Annotated in this window: 12 protein-coding genes; 3 read left to right on the top strand and 9 right to left on the bottom strand. The window is 72.7% G+C overall.

Annotated features, from left to right (window positions below; all coding sequences use genetic code 11):
- The first annotated feature begins 37 nt into the window (after positions 1-37).
- Positions 38-1426 (top strand): FAD-dependent oxidoreductase, encoded by a 1389-nt coding sequence (locus tag ACGFK0_RS00060; protein WP_392897688.1) that lies wholly within the window; start codon positions 38-40, stop codon positions 1424-1426.
- 91 nt (positions 1427-1517) lie between these two features.
- Here ACGFK0_RS00060 and ACGFK0_RS00055 read toward each other — a convergent pair whose 3' ends face one another.
- From ACGFK0_RS00055 to ACGFK0_RS00030, 6 genes are all read right to left on the bottom strand, one after another.
- Entirely contained in the window at positions 1518-2456 is a 939-nt protein-coding gene (locus ACGFK0_RS00055; protein ID WP_392897685.1) for an MBL fold metallo-hydrolase, read from the bottom strand.
- Between the two features lie 94 nt (positions 2457-2550).
- Positions 2551-3552: a DUF5954 family protein gene (locus ACGFK0_RS00050; protein ID WP_392897682.1), complete on the bottom strand. Its 1002-nt coding sequence runs from the start codon at positions 3550-3552 to the stop codon at positions 2551-2553.
- Between the two features lie 121 nt (positions 3553-3673).
- Positions 3674-4738 (bottom strand): rod shape-determining protein, encoded by a 1065-nt coding sequence (locus ACGFK0_RS00045; protein WP_392897679.1) that lies wholly within the window; start codon positions 4736-4738, stop codon positions 3674-3676.
- Positions 4739-5032: 294 nt separating this feature from the next.
- A complete protein-coding gene (locus ACGFK0_RS00040; protein WP_392897676.1) occupies positions 5033-5926 on the bottom strand; it encodes a metal ABC transporter permease in 894 nt (297 codons plus the stop codon).
- Positions 5923-6585, bottom strand: coding sequence for a metal ABC transporter ATP-binding protein (locus ACGFK0_RS00035; protein WP_392897673.1), 663 nt, complete (start codon positions 6583-6585; stop codon positions 5923-5925). The genes ACGFK0_RS00040 and ACGFK0_RS00035 overlap by 4 nt, the downstream gene beginning before the upstream one ends.
- Positions 6582-7520, bottom strand: a complete 939-nt coding sequence (locus tag ACGFK0_RS00030) for a metal ABC transporter solute-binding protein, Zn/Mn family (protein ID WP_392897669.1) — start codon at positions 7518-7520, stop codon at positions 6582-6584. The genes ACGFK0_RS00035 and ACGFK0_RS00030 overlap by 4 nt, the downstream gene beginning before the upstream one ends.
- 139 nt (positions 7521-7659) lie before the next feature.
- Here ACGFK0_RS00030 and ACGFK0_RS00025 point away from each other — a divergent pair, with 139 nt between their 5' ends.
- Together ACGFK0_RS00025 and ACGFK0_RS00020 are read left to right on the top strand one after the other, a co-directional pair.
- Complete coding sequence (locus ACGFK0_RS00025) at positions 7660-8466, top strand: PP2C family protein-serine/threonine phosphatase (RefSeq protein WP_392897666.1); 807 nt, start codon at positions 7660-7662, stop codon at positions 8464-8466.
- Between the two features lie 106 nt (positions 8467-8572).
- A complete protein-coding gene (locus tag ACGFK0_RS00020; RefSeq protein ID WP_392897663.1) occupies positions 8573-10396 on the top strand; it encodes an N-6 DNA methylase in 1824 nt (607 codons plus the stop codon).
- A 223-nt stretch (positions 10397-10619) separates the two neighbouring features.
- Here ACGFK0_RS00020 and ACGFK0_RS00015 read toward each other — a convergent pair whose 3' ends face one another.
- From ACGFK0_RS00015 to ACGFK0_RS00005, 3 genes are all read right to left on the bottom strand, one after another.
- Positions 10620-11603 (bottom strand): C40 family peptidase, encoded by a 984-nt coding sequence (locus tag ACGFK0_RS00015; protein ID WP_392897660.1) that lies wholly within the window; start codon positions 11601-11603, stop codon positions 10620-10622.
- Positions 11604-11879: 276 nt separating this feature from the next.
- Complete coding sequence (locus tag ACGFK0_RS00010) at positions 11880-13337, bottom strand: aminoglycoside phosphotransferase (RefSeq protein ID WP_392897657.1); 1458 nt, start codon at positions 13335-13337, stop codon at positions 11880-11882.
- Between the two features lie 2 nt (positions 13338-13339).
- A partial coding sequence (locus ACGFK0_RS00005; RefSeq protein WP_392897654.1) for an alpha-glucosidase C-terminal domain-containing protein occupies positions 13340-13746 on the bottom strand: 407 nt, incomplete at its 5' end.

Genomic DNA, 13746 nt, shown 5'->3' with positions numbered 1-13746 from the left:
CGACACAGGGCAACACGACTTGCAGGAGGCGACCGGCATGGCCGCACGTGAACGGCTGCTCGTGATCGGAGGCGACGCCGCCGGGATGAGCGCCGCGTCCCAGGCCCGCAGGCGGCGCGCGGCGGACGACCTGGACATCCTCGTCGTCGAGCGCGGGCACCACGTGTCGTATTCGGCGTGCGGCATCCCGTACTTCGTGGGAGGAGTGGTCGACGAGCTCGACAAGCTCATCGCCCGCACCCCCGACCAGTTCCGCGACCGCGACATCGACGTGCGGCTGCGCACCGAGGCCGTCGAGATCGACGTGGACGGCGGCCGCGTCCGCGTCCGCGACGCCGAGGGCGGCGGGGAGCGCTGGGAGCCCTACGACGACCTCATGGTCGCGACCGGAGCCGTCCCGGTACGGCCGCCGCTGCCCGGCGCGGACGCGAAGGGTGTGCACGGCGTCCAGATCCTCGGCGACGGGATAGCCATCCGGCAGGCCGTCGCGCAGGAGGGGGCGCGTCGCGCGGTCGTGGTGGGCGGCGGCTACATCGGCCTGGAAATGGCCGAGGCGATGGTGATGCGGGGCCTGGATGTGACCCTCGTGGACCTCGCCGACCAGCCGATGCAGACCCTCGACGAGGACATGGGCGCGATCATCGCGGACGCGATGCGCGGCATCGGCGTGAAACTGCATCTCGGGGAACCGGTCGAGGGCTTCGACACCTCCCCGGACGGGCACGTCACGGCCGTCCGCACCCCGAACCACACCCTGCCTGCCGACCTCGTCGTCCTCGGGCTGGGTGTGCGGCCGGGCTCCGGCCTCGCCCGAGCCGCCGGGATCGAGACCGGCCCGACCGGCGGCATCGTCACCGACCGCCGGATGCGCACCCGCACCGAACGGGTCTGGGCGGCCGGGGACTGCGTCGAGACCCGCCACCTGGTCTCCGGCGGGCCCGTCGCGATCCCGCTCGGCACGCACGCCAACAAGCAGGGACGCGTCGCGGGCATCAACCTCGGCGGCGGCTACGCCACGTTCCCCGGCGTCGCCGGCACCGCCATCTCCAAGATCTGCAAGGTGGAGGTCGCGCGGACGGGCCTGAACGAACGCGAGGCGGCCGCCGCGGGGTTCGAGACGCTGAGCGTGGTCGTGGAGTCCACCACCCGGGCCGGCTACCACCCGGGCGCCACCCGGATGAAGACGAAGATGATCGTGGAGCGCCGTTCCGGCCGGGTGCTCGGCGCGCAGATCGTCGGCGAGGAGAACGCCGGCAAACGCGTCGACGGCCTGGCCATCGCGCTGTGGAACGGGATGACGGCCGAGGAGATGACCGGCCTCGACCTCGGCTACGCGCCGCCGTTCTCACCCGCGTGGGACCCGGTCCTGATCGCCGCACGCAAGGCCGCCGACGCCGTCGAACAGGACATGCGCTCTGCTCTTTGAGGCTCGCCGACCGCTTCTTCTAAGGCGTGCGGCGGGCGTGCGGCGGGCGTGCGGCGTGCGTTCGGCGCGGGGCGGCGCGGTGCGGGGGCGCTCAGGCGCGGCAGGTCAGCGGACGGCCGCCGTTGAAGGTGACCATGTCGCCGATGGCGGCGACCACGTCGATCTGCCCGCCGGGTTCGAGCCCGTCCAGCTCGGCGTAGGCGCGGTGCAGGTTGCCGACGAGCCGCTCGGCGTCGGTCAGCTCGGCGAACGGGCCGAGGTCGGCCTCGCGGGCGGCCTCCAGCGGCGTCAGCCCGGCCGACCTCGCCGCCGCGGCCGTCGTCTGGACGAACCGGGCATAGCCGACCACGCGGTCGATGAGCTCCGGACCGCCCACCGGGCCGTGCCCCGGCACGATCGTCTCCGCGCCCAGCGGCGCGATGACCTCCTCCAGCACCTTGATCGCGCCGGCGATCGAGCCCTGCAGCAGGAACGGGGTGCCGCCGTTGAACAGCAGGTCGCCGCAGAACAGTACCCGCCGCTCCGGGATCCACACGATCGAGTCGTTGGTGGTGTGCGCGGGCGTCCCGACGTGCCGGACCTCGCACCGCAGTTCGTCCACCCACAGGGTCACGCCTTCGGTGTAGGTGAGGAACGGCGGCTCCAGTTCGACGTCGCCCCAGTCCACCTTCGTCCAGACCGGCTCGTCGAACGGTTTGCCCCAGGAGAGGGCGTTCTCGCGCGTCTGCTCATGACCGACGACGGTCGCGCCGGAGAACAGGTAGTTCCCGAACGTGTGGTCGCCGTGGTGGTGGGTGTTGACCAGCGTCCGGACGGGCCGGTCCGTGACCGACCGGATCGAGTCCAGGTAGGCGCGGGTCCGGCGCTCGGTCGAACAGGAGTCCACGCTGGTCACGCCGCGCTCCCCGACGAGGAAACCGGTGTTGTTGATCCACCAGGTGCCGTCGGGCTGGACGTAGGCGAACACCCCGTCCGAGACCTCTTCCAGGCGCGGTGCTCCGGGACCTTCGCGATCGGGTGCGTCGCTCATGTGACGGCATCCTATTGCGGGCCGGCCGAGTCGCGGATGGTCGAGTTGCGGGTGGGGCGAGTCCGGGTGGGGCGAGCCCGCGGCCGCCGCGCGGTCAGGGGACCTCGTCGGAAGGGCGGGCCGGTTCGGGACCGTCCGGGCCGACCCGGATCATCCGGATGACGTGGACGATCCGGAAGCGCCGCCCGCACGCCACGAACTCGACGCCGCCGTCCGCGTCGATGCGGTCGGCGGCCTCCGCGTACTCGGCCAGCTCACCGGGGCTCGGCGGCGGCCCGCAGTCTCCCGGCCCCGCCTTCGGCAGCAGCACGCGGAAGTAGTGCGCGAGGGAGTCGCGGGCGTCCTGCGGCCCGATCCCCCCGGTGACCGGCCGCCACTGGCCGTCGCGGTCCTCCAGGACGGTGAACTCCGGGGGCAGGAGCACGACGCCCGGGTGCGCCCTGATCGCGGTGACCGCCTCGCGGCGCAGCCGTTCCGGGACGGTGCCTTCGGCGGGCACCAGGCCGAGCAGCTCCAGCCTGAGCGCCGCGTCGGCCGGGCCGACCGGGGCCGCCGGGTCGATGGCGAACCCGCGCAGCGGCCCGTCCTCGCCGTCGGTGACGCGGGCGGGCTCGGGCCCGTCGGCGCCGAACCGGGCGAAGCCCAGCACGCGGACGATCCGGAACCGCAGCGGCCCCACCGCGCACTCGTTGCGGTCCGACGCCCCACCCGCCGCCGCGCTGCTCCCGGCCCGCTCACTTTCGGCCCTTTCGCTTCCGGCCCGTTCGACCCCTGCCCGTTCGAACTCTGTCCGATCGAGGGCGTCCGCGAGGCGCAGCATGTCATCGCGCACCGCCGGATCGTGGTCGCCGGCGATGTCGCGGAGGTGGAACGACAGGTCGACGCGGGCCTCGCCGGGCTCCAGCGCGCCGAGCGACAGGATCCGCCACGCGCCGCCGGCCTGCTCGGCGCAGCCGAACTCCGGCGGCCCCACACCCACGATCTCGGGGTAGGCGCGCCGCCGCTCGGCGGCCTCCTGATCACGGACGGCCGCCACGGGTTCCAGGTCCCTGTCGACGTTGATCAGGTCGTGTCCCGGCATCCCTTCGAAGGACATGCGTCCATCGTGACGCGCCGCCGCGTCCCGCGCCGTGGAAACGACCTACCGGTCAGTGAACGGGTCGTCCCGCGCGGCGGCGGACGTCCCCACCGGCCGGACCGCCGAGGGCGGGAATCGCTCAGTATTCGAGCTCGGGAAGGGTCGTCAGCAGATGCGGGTTCGGTGCGCTGTCGCGGGCGGGCTTGTCCTCGGAGCGGGTCGCGCGCAGCACCTCGCCGGCGCCGAGGACGGCCGCGTCGCCGGTGTCGTCCCCGACCCGCGCGCCCAGCCCCGTCCGGTCGCGGATCAGCCGGTCCAGGCCGGGCAGCCGGGCGGACCCGCCGGTGAGGGTGACGCCGACGCTGAGCAGCTCGCCGGAGATCTCGGGTGAGCAGCCGCTGACGCCGACGCCGATGGCGTCGACGATCTCGGCGACGGGGCCGGCGATCGCCCGGCCGACGTCCACGGTGGTGAGGACGATCGTCCGCGGCATTCCCGTCGCGATGTCGCGCCCGTTCACCTCGACCTGCTTCACCGGCCGCCGTCCGAGCGGCGGCACCGCCCCGACCTTCAGCTTCGCGGCCTCCGCGGCGGAGTGCGACAGCGACACCTGGTGCTCGCGCCGGACGAGATCGACGATCGCGCGGTCCAGCGCCGACCCGCCGATGAGCACGGTGTGGGAGGTGACGAGGCCGCCGAACGCGATGACGCCGACGTCGGTGACGTCCGCGCCGATGTTGGCGATGACCGTCACCTCGGAGCGCATGGACGAGGTCATGCCCATCCCGATGGCGGCGGCGATCGGCGTCGGCAGGAGCGTGAGGCGGCGGGCGCCGGCCTGGTAGGCGGAGAACCGCAGCGCCCGGTAGTGGACGGCGCTCAGCCCGCTCGGAACCGTCACGACCAGCCGGGGGCGGGCCGTGTAGTGGCGCTTCTGGTGGCGGCGGACCAGCGCCCGCATCATGTACTCGGCGGCGTCGGTCTCGGTCGGCGCGCCCTCGCGGACCGGCCTGACGAGGGTCACCTCGGGGTTGCGTCCCGCCATCTCCTGAGCGGGGCCGCCGAGCGCGAGGATCCGTCCGGTGTGCCGGCAGCGGGCGAGAAGCGACGGTTCCCGGCAGACGACCCCCCGGTCCCTGAGATGCATGCGCACGGTCGCGCTGCCCATGTCGATAGCGGTGTCACGGCCCGCGAAGTCCCACATCGCGTCCCCCAATCGCCCCGAAAATCCCAAGAGCCCTGTTGATGCCCTCACGTCCCGCGGCGATGCCCACGCGCCGGTAAGCGAATCGCAACGTCCTGGCGAACACGGGTCCGGCATGTCCGGAACGCCGACCGGCGCGCAGGCCCCGCCCGGAGGGAAATACCGGGCGGGCACCAAGAGATCATGTTGCGACGGTGTTGGACGAGCGCCGTGTTGGACGAGCGCTGTGTTGGACGAGCGCACTGTTGGACGCGCGCCGTGTCATGCGGCGACGGTGTCAGATGAGCGCGGGGTTCATGCGGCGACGGTGTCCGGCCGCGCCGTGACTCGCCGGGCCGTCCATCCGCGCCGGGCCCGGACGGCCCCGGCCGCGCGGCACGCCCCGTACAGCGCGAACGAGATCGTCGTGACGTACGGGCTGATCGGGATGCTCGACCCGAGCGACAGCAGGATGCCGCCCACCACCGACACGGTCGCGAAGACGGTGCTCAGCACCGGGACGAGGACCGGCGACGCGGTGACCCGCACGGCCGCCGCGGCCGGTGTGCACAGCAGCGCGAGCACCAGCAGCGCCCCGACGACCTGCACCGACACGGCGACCGCGAGGCCGAGCACGAGCATGAAGACCGGCGACAGCGCCCGCACCGGCACGCCCCGCGCCGCCGCCACGTCCGGGTCGAGGCTCGCGAACGCCAGCGGACGCCACATGACGGCGAGGCACACCAGCACGATCGCCGATGTCACCAGCAGCCACGACAGCCGCGGCGTGTCGATCGCGACGATCTGCCCGGTGAGCAGGCCGAACTTGTTGGCCGACCGTCCCTTGTAGAGCGACAGGAACAGCACGCCCAGCCCGAGCCCGAACGGCATCAGCACCCCGATGACCGACCCGCGGTCGCGTGCCCGGGAGCCGAGCACCCCGATGAGCGCGGCGGCCAGCAGCGCGCCCGCGATCGATCCGCCCGCGACGCCGGTCCCGAGCAGCAGCGCCGCCGCGGCGCCGGCGAACGACAACTCGGCGATGCCGTGCACGGCGAACGCGAGGTCGCGCATGACGACGAACGTCCCGGCGAGCCCGCCGACCAGCCCGAGCACCGCCCCGGCGATGAGCGAGTTGCGGACCAGCCCGAGCAGTGCCCCGTAGTCCTCGAAGTTGAAGATCTCGCCCCAGACCTCGTGCCAGCTCATGCCGCCTCCACCTCCACACCGCCCCGCACGCCGCCGAGGTCGAGCACGCGGTCCGCGAGCGGGAGGACCGGCTCGACCTCGTGCGTGACGAACACGATGGCGGTGCCGTGCTCGCGACACCGCCGGTCGACGAGGTCGGCGACGATCCGCTGATGCTCGGCGTCCAGCGACAGCAGCGGCTCGTCGCACAGCAGGATGCGCGGGCCGGCCGCGAGGGCCTGCGCGACCCGCACGCGCTGCAGTTCGCCGCCCGACAGCAGGTCGAGCGGGACGTCGGCGAACGGCGCGGCGCCGACGTCCCGCAGGACGTCCTCGACGCGGCGGCGGGTCTCCGGACGTGGCCGCCGCGGCCCCCACCGGTGCCCGTCGATCCCGAACCGCACCAGGTCACGGGCGCGCAGCGGGGTGTGCGGCGCGACGGCCGTGTGCTGCGGGACGTACCCGATGAGGTCGCTTCCGCGCCGTGGCGGACGGCCGTCCACCGTGACCGTCCCGGCCGTGAGGCGCCGCAGCCCGAGCAGCACCTTCAGCAGGCTGGTCTTCCCCGATCCGTTCGGCCCGAGCACGACCAGGAACTCGCCGGCCGCGACGTCGAGGTCGAGTCCGCGCCACAGCGTCCGGTCCCTGTACGCCAGCGCGGCGTCGCGCAGTGAGATCACGACAGCGACTTCTGGAGGGCGGCGATGGTGCCGTCCATCCAGGTGATGTAGTTCTGGCCCTCCGGGAGGGTCTCGGTGACCGGCACGACGGGCACGCCGGCGTCCTCCGCGGCCTTCTTGAGACGCTCGGTCTGCGGCCCGCCGGTCTGCGCGTTGTAGACGAGCGCGTCGACCTTCTTCTCCGTGAGCAGCGCGAGCGTCTCCTGGAGCGCCCTCGGCGGCACGTCGCCGCCCTCCTCGATCGCCTCACTGAACGCCTCGGGCGTCCGGTTGCGCAGCCCCGCGGCCTCCAGGAGGTAGACGGGGACGGGTTCGGTGATCGCGACGCCGTCGCCGGAGTGCGCGGCCTTGAGCGCCGCCACCTTTCCTTCGAGGGCCTTCAGCCTGGCCTTGAACGCGGCGGCGTTCGCCGAATACGTTCCGGCGTCGCCGGGGTCGGCCTTGGCGAGCGCGGCGGAGAGCCGGTCGGCCAGCAGCCCGGCGGACGGCAGGTCGTACCAGACGTGCTCGTTCAGTTCCTCGCCGTCCGGCGCGGTCTTCCCGGAGATCCGGACGGCGTTGAGCACTTCGGCCTTGGACCCGGAGCCCTTCAGCAGCGTGCCCACGAAGTCGTCATAGCCGCCCCCGTTCTCGATCACGACCGCGGCCTTGGACACGGCGAGGCGGGCGCGCGTCCCGGCCTCGAAGGAGTGCGGGTCCTGTGCGGGGTCGCTGATCAACGACGTCACCTCGACCTTGTCGCCGCCGATCTGGCGCGCGAAGTCGCCGTAGACGTTCGTCGAGGCGACGACGGCGACGGGGGCGCCGCCCGAGGTCACCGCGCCGGTGTCGGAGGACGAACCGCAGGCGGCGGCCGCCAGTGCCGCGGCGGCGACCACGGCGCCCGCACCGAGCAGGCGGGCACGCTGACCAGGGGCACGCTGAAGCGAGGTCATGGGGGACTCCCGAGAATGAAAACGGTTTTCATTGCAGAACATAGCATGATCTATCTGCGGGCGCGGTTGTGCGCCGACGGGAGCCGATTATTGCGCTGGATGCTTGTGAATTGAGTTTTAGCGTGGTTCACTAGGATGCATGGCTCACCATGCGCTTCGGTTCGCGGCCGGTACGGATATCGGCAAGCGGCGGAAGGTGAACGAGGACTCGGCGTTCGCCGGTCCGGGGCTGCTCGCGGTCGCCGACGGGATGGGCGGCCACCCGCACGGCGACGTCGCGAGCCGGACCGCGATCGCGATCATCGTCGACCTGACGCTCACCGATGACCCGGCCGCCGGCCTCGCCGACGGCGTGGCCGAGATCGCCGCCCGGCTGGACGACTTGGCCCGGGAGGATCCCGACCTGGCGGGGATGGGCACGACCCTGACCGCGATGGCCTGGGACGGGGTCCGATTCGCGGTGGCGCACATAGGCGACTCCCGCGCCTACGTCCTGCGCGCCGGGGACCTTGTCCAGCTGACCCGCGACCACACGATGGTCCAGTCGCTCGTCGACGGCGGGCAGCTCACCCAGGAGGAGGCCGCACGCCATCCGCGGGGATCGGCGCTGATCAAGGCGCTGCAGAGCGGGGGCAGCGCCGAGCCCGACGTGTTCTCGCAGAACGCGCGACCCGGCGACCGCTACCTGCTGTGCTCCGACGGGCTCTCCGGGTTCGTCGCGCCGGAGGACATACGCGAGACGATGGCGCGCGCGGCAAGTCCGGCGGACGCCGTCACGCGCCTCATCGAACTCGCCAACGAGGCCGGCGGCCAGGACAACATCACCTGCGTCGTCGCGGACGTCATCGCGCCCTCGATCGCCCCGCGGCAGGAGCCGCTGACGCTCGGCGCGGCCGAGGACCCCGGACTGCTCGCCCGGTTGGGCCGCCGGCTCCGCCGCCCGTGACCCGGCCCGTGACGCAAGCCGACATGGTCAACAACTGGTAAATTGACTCTGTTCACAGTCATTCTTCGAGCCGATCGATGTTGCAAAGATCAAGTATGGTGACGGCATGAGCGGCGATCCGGGTGTGACCGCCGGCGACATCGCCCGGCTGGCGGGCGTGGGGCGCGCGACGGTCAGCAACTGGCGCCGCCGGCATGACGACTTCCCGCGCCCGGTGGGCGGTACCGCGACGAGCCCGCTGTTCTCGATCGCCGACGTCGAGGACTGGCTGCGCCGCAACGGCAAGCCGTTCGAGGTGTCGCCGGCCGACCGGCTCTGGCAGCGGCTGCGCGCGTCCGGCGACGACTTCCAGCTCGCCGACCTCGTCGGCTGGGCCGGCCTGCGCCTCCTCGAACTCCGCGGAGACGCCCCGGAGACTTCCGGGGCACCGACGCTCGGAAGGCCGCATCCGCCCGCCATCGACCCCGACGATCCCGACCTGCCCCACCTGCTCGCCGACCTCGCCGCCCTGCACGGCCACGCCGCCGCGTTCGACCTGCTGGTCCAGCGCTACGTGCAGGCCCACTCGCGGCGGCTGGTCGTGACGCGCGGGGACGTGGCGGGTCTGATGGCGCGCCTCGCCTGCCGGGACGGCGACGTCGTCCTCGACCCGGCGTGCGGGCTCGGCACGCTGCTGCTGTCGGTGCCCGGCGCGCGGGTGGCGCTCGGCCAGGACAGCAACGCCTCCGCCGCCCGGATCACCGCGGTCCGGCTGCTGCTGGCCGGGACACCGGCCGACATCATCCCCGGCGACTCCCTGCGGCGCGACGGCTTTCCCGGCGAGGTCGCCGACGCCGTCGTCTGCAACCCGCCGTTCGGCGATCGCGCGTGGGGGCACGAGGACCTGGCCGGCGATCCGCGCTGGGAGCACGGGCTGCCGCCGCGCGGCGAATCCGAGCTGGCCTGGGCCCAGCACTGCCTCGCCCACGTGCGGCCGGGCGGATGCGCCGCCGTTCTGATGCCGTCGGCGGCGGCGAGCCGGCGCCCAGGCCGCCGCGTCCGCGGCAACCTGCTGCGGTCGGGCGCGCTGCGCGCCGTGATGACGCTGGCGCCCGGCGGCCCCGACCTGTGGCTCCTGCACCGCCCGAAGCCGGGCGAGCGGCCGCCCGCCGCCGTCCTGCTGCTGGACGCCGAGGGCGACCTGGAGCGGGCCGAGTACGAATGGGAACGGCACCCGGACGGCGAGTTCTCCGTGCCGGTCATCGACCTGCTCGACGACGAGGTCGACGTCAGCCCGTCCCGGCACCGTCCCCGGCAGAGCGGCGAGGCGTTCGGCCGCCGCTTCACCGAGGCGCTGGACCGGCTGGCCGCCGCCGCGCCCGCCCCGCCCTCCCTGGAACTGCTGCCCGACCGGCGGCCGCTGCCGTTCACGACGCTGTCCGAACTGGCCAAGGCCGGGGTCGTCGCGATCAGCCACGCGCCCGCGCGGCTGCCGCCCGGTGGCGACGTGCCGGTCCTCACCGCCGGCGACGTGAGCGCCGGAACGGGCCCGTCCGGGACGTCCGCCGCCGGTCCGGGCCTCATCATGCTCGAACCCGGTGACGTCGTCTCCACCACCGCCGGCTCCGCCCGGGTGATCACCGAGCACGGAGCCGCGCTCGGCCCCTACCTCACCCTCTACCGCCCGGACGGGAAGCGGCTCGACGCGCGGTTCCTCGCCGGTTTCCTGACCTTCGCGCACGCCCGCACCGGCACCGGATCGAGCCGCATGGACCTGCGCCGGACCCGCATTCCCCGGCTGTCCCTCGAACGTCAGCGCGCCTACGGCCGAGCATTCCAGGAGCTGGCCTGCCTGACGGAGACCTTGCGCGAAATGTCGTCTCTGGGGGAGACGCTGGTCCGGCTGAGCTTCGACGGGCTCGTGGACGGACACCTCCGTCCGAACCCCTAACCTCCGGAAAGACCCCTCGTCTTCCCGTGACGGCACCCGTTTCGCGGGCCGGACTTCGTACGCGGTACCCGACAAGCCGGGTACTCGTCGAGCCGGGTGTTCGTCGAGCCGGGTGTTCACAAGCACGTCCGGGAACGGCCCCCGCCGTTCCCGGTGTGCCTGCCGAGTTCAACCGCCCTCGTTCAGCGTTCCGCTCGCGGGCGGTCTCGCTGACGGTTCGTCGTCAGTTCGCGGTGTGACCGGGTGCCGTCAGGGCGCCGAACGGGCCCTGGCCCACGTACTTGGCCCACGGGCGGAATTCCGAGCGGTTCCGGGCTGGCCCCGGCTGCGATTGCGCGGCCTGCCCGGTTTCGTACCTGGGCCGCGGTTCGGGCTTCGTCTCGTCCGACGGTGCGTCGCTTCGCGGCCCCTGGGCCGCGGAATCGCCCGGCTCCGGGGCAGGGCCGCCGGGTGGCGCCGCCTGGTCCGCCGGGGTGTGTCCGGGGGCGTTCAGTGGGGGATTGCCGGGTGTATTGGGCTTGTCATCGTTCTTGGGCAGTGTGTCGGTAGGTGGCGGAACCTGGGGGGTCCGCTGCTTATCAGGCGGTTTCTGGTCCGCTCTCTTCTGTGTGCTCATCCGATCGATCTTCTCGACGAGTTCCTTCACCGAAGGCGACCACTTCCTGTACTCGGGCGCACCGGGCCGGACCGCTCCGGCGAACTGTTTCCTGCGCCGCTTGGTGAGCTTGTCGATCCTCACCCTCTCCCCGGTGCGCGGCGCATGGAGATACTTACCGTCACCCACATATATTCCGACATGTCGGCGGCCTCGGAAGAAGATGAGGTCCCCGGGCTTGAGGTCCTTCAGCTTCACCTTCCGATCCACCTTCCGGTACTGCGCGTAGGTGACGCGGGGAAGTTCGACGCCCGCCTTGCGCCACGAGGCCATCGCGAGCCCGGAGCAGTCGTAGCCGCCCGGTCCCTCCGCGCCCCATCGGTACGGCTTTCCGATCTGCTTGCGGGCGAACTTGAGGGCCTTCCTCGCGCCCTCACGCTGGGCCGCCTCACGCGTCCGGTACTTGTCGTACGCCTTCACCTTCTTCAGCGTGGCGGAGTCCAGATGCAGGCTCTTCAGCACGGCGGGATTGAGGTCCGCCAAGGCCTGCGAACTCAGCGGGACCGCCAGCGCGAGCCCGGTCGCCGTCACGGTGACGGCCGTCCGGAGCATCCCCTGTTTTCGGGCGCCCGCCCTGTCGTGGCGGGTATGGCGGGCGAATACTCCGTTTCCGGCGTCCCCCCGTGGGTGGCGTGCATGTGACTGGCGTGCGATGGACATTTCTCTGCTCTCCGTTCCATTGCCGGATGTGCCGCGGGATTTCCGCGAGGCGGTGATCAGCACCCCGCCGAGAGTCCGGGTACCCCGTTGATCGTGCCGGAATTGGGAGAGCCCGCCGATTTTGCATGATCATGGCGTGGAATTAGTGGCGCTCTTTGGTGTCTTTGATCATGTGGCCAGATGAGCCAGCGAGGTGAGCGGAACGGGCAGCCAGGCCGGCCGGTTCTGTGCCTCGTACCGCACCTCGTAGATCGCCTTCTCGAATTCGAAGGCGCGGATGAGCACCGAGTGCGCCGCCGGGTCGGCGCCGCCGGCGGCCGCGTAGCCGCGGCAGAACGCGGCCCTGTTCCGCGCCGCCCAGGCGTGCGCCCGGGTCTCCAGCCGGCCTCCCGGCTCGGGCGGCACCGTGCCGGACTTGGCGATGAGGTACCGGGCCGCGTACTCGAACGAGCGCAGCATCCCGGCGACGTCCCGCAGCGGATGCGCGAGGGCCCGGCGCTCGTGCTGCGTCCGTGCCGGCTCGCCCTCGAAGTCCAGCAGCGTCCAGCCGCTCTCGGTGCGCAGGACCTGCCCGAGGTGGTAGTCGCCGTGCACGCGCTGGACGGGCAGCGGTCCCGCCTGCGCGGCCAGGTCGAGGAACGCCCCCGTGAGCGCCTTCGCGTGCGGGGCCAGGCCGGGCACCGCGCGGCAGGTGCCGGTCAGCTCGGCGTTCATCCGCGCCGCCATCGCGTGCACCTCCGCGGCCGGGAGCGTCGTCACGCCGAACGCGTCCGCGAGCGCCCGGTGCACCTCGGCGGTCGCGGCCCCGAGGCGTTCGGCCTCCGCCGCGAAGTCGCCGCCCGCGGCGCTCGCGTCCAGCTCCGCCCATTCGTCGTCGCCCGCCGGCGGCGTGTGCGCGAACCAGTCCCGGACGCTCGCGATCGCCAGGCTCCAGCCGTCCGCGCCGGTGTGCAGGTAGTCCGACAGCAGGGCGAGTGTGACCGGCTCACCGTTCCCGCCGGCCCGTGCGCCCCGTCCCGGCTCCAGTTCGATCCAGCCGAGGACGGCGGGGACGTGCGTGCAGTCGCCGCGGGTCAGGGCGAGGTTGACCTCCAGGTCGAGGTTGACGCCGGTGCTGAGCCGCCGGAACAGCTTGCAGATGTAGGCGTCGCCGAACAGCAGCGAGGTGTTGCTCTGCTCGGCGGTGATGGGCAGGCTCGTCAGATCCGTCCGGATGCCGGCGCCGGCGGTGTGCCGGAACCGCAGCGGGCCGACGGACGCCTCGGCGGCCAGGTCGTCCAGCAGGATCCGGGTCAGGTCCGGGTCGTGGGCGGCGTCGTACAGGTGCGCCTCCGGGACGTCCGGACCTTCCCGCAGGCCGGGATCACCGGACGTCCCGCCGATCTCGACGTGCAGGAGCCGGTCCGGCAGGTCGCGGCGGACGCCGAGGAGCAGCTGGTAGTGGTCGGTGACGCCGTTCTGGGTGACGTCGAGGATGAGGTGGTGCAGGCCCGGGTCGCCGGCGCGCAGTTCGGTGGCGGTGCCGATGGACAGCTCGTCGATGGGACCGTCCTTGCCGCCGAACCACCGCTGGCGCGGCAGCCACTCCGCGAGGTCGCGCGTGAGGGCGGGGTGAGGTGGCAGCACGTTCAGACGGTCCTTCCCGCGCCGGCGCCGGGGGCCGAATTCCGGGCCGCGCCGGTGGCCGTGCCCGGCATCGCGGCCGGGCCGGTGTCGCCGTCGTCCGGGGGGATCAGCTGGAACCAGAAGAACCCGTGCGCGGGAAGCGTCATCAGGTACGGCAGCTCGCCGATGGCGGGGAACTGGACGCCGCCCATGCACTCGACGGGGGAGTAGCCCTCGAAACGCCTCATGTCGAGTTCGACCGGCTGCGGGAAGCGCGACAGGTTGCTGACGCACAGGACCGTGTCCATCTCGCCCCACGGGCTCTCATCCTCGGTGATCTCGCGGGTGAAGGCGAGGACGGAGGGGTTGGAGGCGGAGAGTTCGACGTAGGAGCCGACGCCGAAGACGGGGTGGCGTTGGCGGATCTCGA

Origin of the sequence: Spirillospora sp. NPDC048823 (assembly GCF_043198445.1) — a bacterium.
GTDB lineage: Bacteria > Actinomycetota > Actinomycetes > Streptosporangiales > Streptosporangiaceae > Spirillospora.
The sequence above is the reverse complement of the archived record's forward strand: the minus strand, read 5'-3'. Positions and strand labels throughout refer to the sequence as shown.

Excerpts from the sequence above, each read along its gene's own strand:
- ACGFK0_RS00040 (WP_392897676.1), bottom strand. The coding sequence starts at position 5,926 with ATGAGCTGGCACGAGGTCTGGGGCGAGATCTTCAACTTCGAGGACTAC.
- ACGFK0_RS00050 (WP_392897682.1), bottom strand. The coding sequence starts at position 3,552 with ATGTCCTTCGAAGGGATGCCGGGACACGACCTGATCAACGTCGACAGG.
- ACGFK0_RS00045 (WP_392897679.1), bottom strand. The coding sequence starts at position 4,738 with ATGTGGGACTTCGCGGGCCGTGACACCGCTATCGACATGGGCAGCGCG.
- ACGFK0_RS00020 (WP_392897663.1), top strand. The coding sequence starts at position 8,573 with ATGAGCGGCGATCCGGGTGTGACCGCCGGCGACATCGCCCGGCTGGCG.
- ACGFK0_RS00015 (WP_392897660.1), bottom strand. The coding sequence starts at position 11,603 with ATGCTCCGGACGGCCGTCACCGTGACGGCGACCGGGCTCGCGCTGGCG.
- ACGFK0_RS00060 (WP_392897688.1), top strand. The coding sequence starts at position 38 with ATGGCCGCACGTGAACGGCTGCTCGTGATCGGAGGCGACGCCGCCGGG.
- ACGFK0_RS00030 (WP_392897669.1), bottom strand. The coding sequence starts at position 7,520 with ATGACCTCGCTTCAGCGTGCCCCTGGTCAGCGTGCCCGCCTGCTCGGT.
- ACGFK0_RS00025 (WP_392897666.1), top strand. The coding sequence starts at position 7,660 with ATGGCTCACCATGCGCTTCGGTTCGCGGCCGGTACGGATATCGGCAAG.
- ACGFK0_RS00055 (WP_392897685.1), bottom strand. The coding sequence starts at position 2,456 with ATGAGCGACGCACCCGATCGCGAAGGTCCCGGAGCACCGCGCCTGGAA.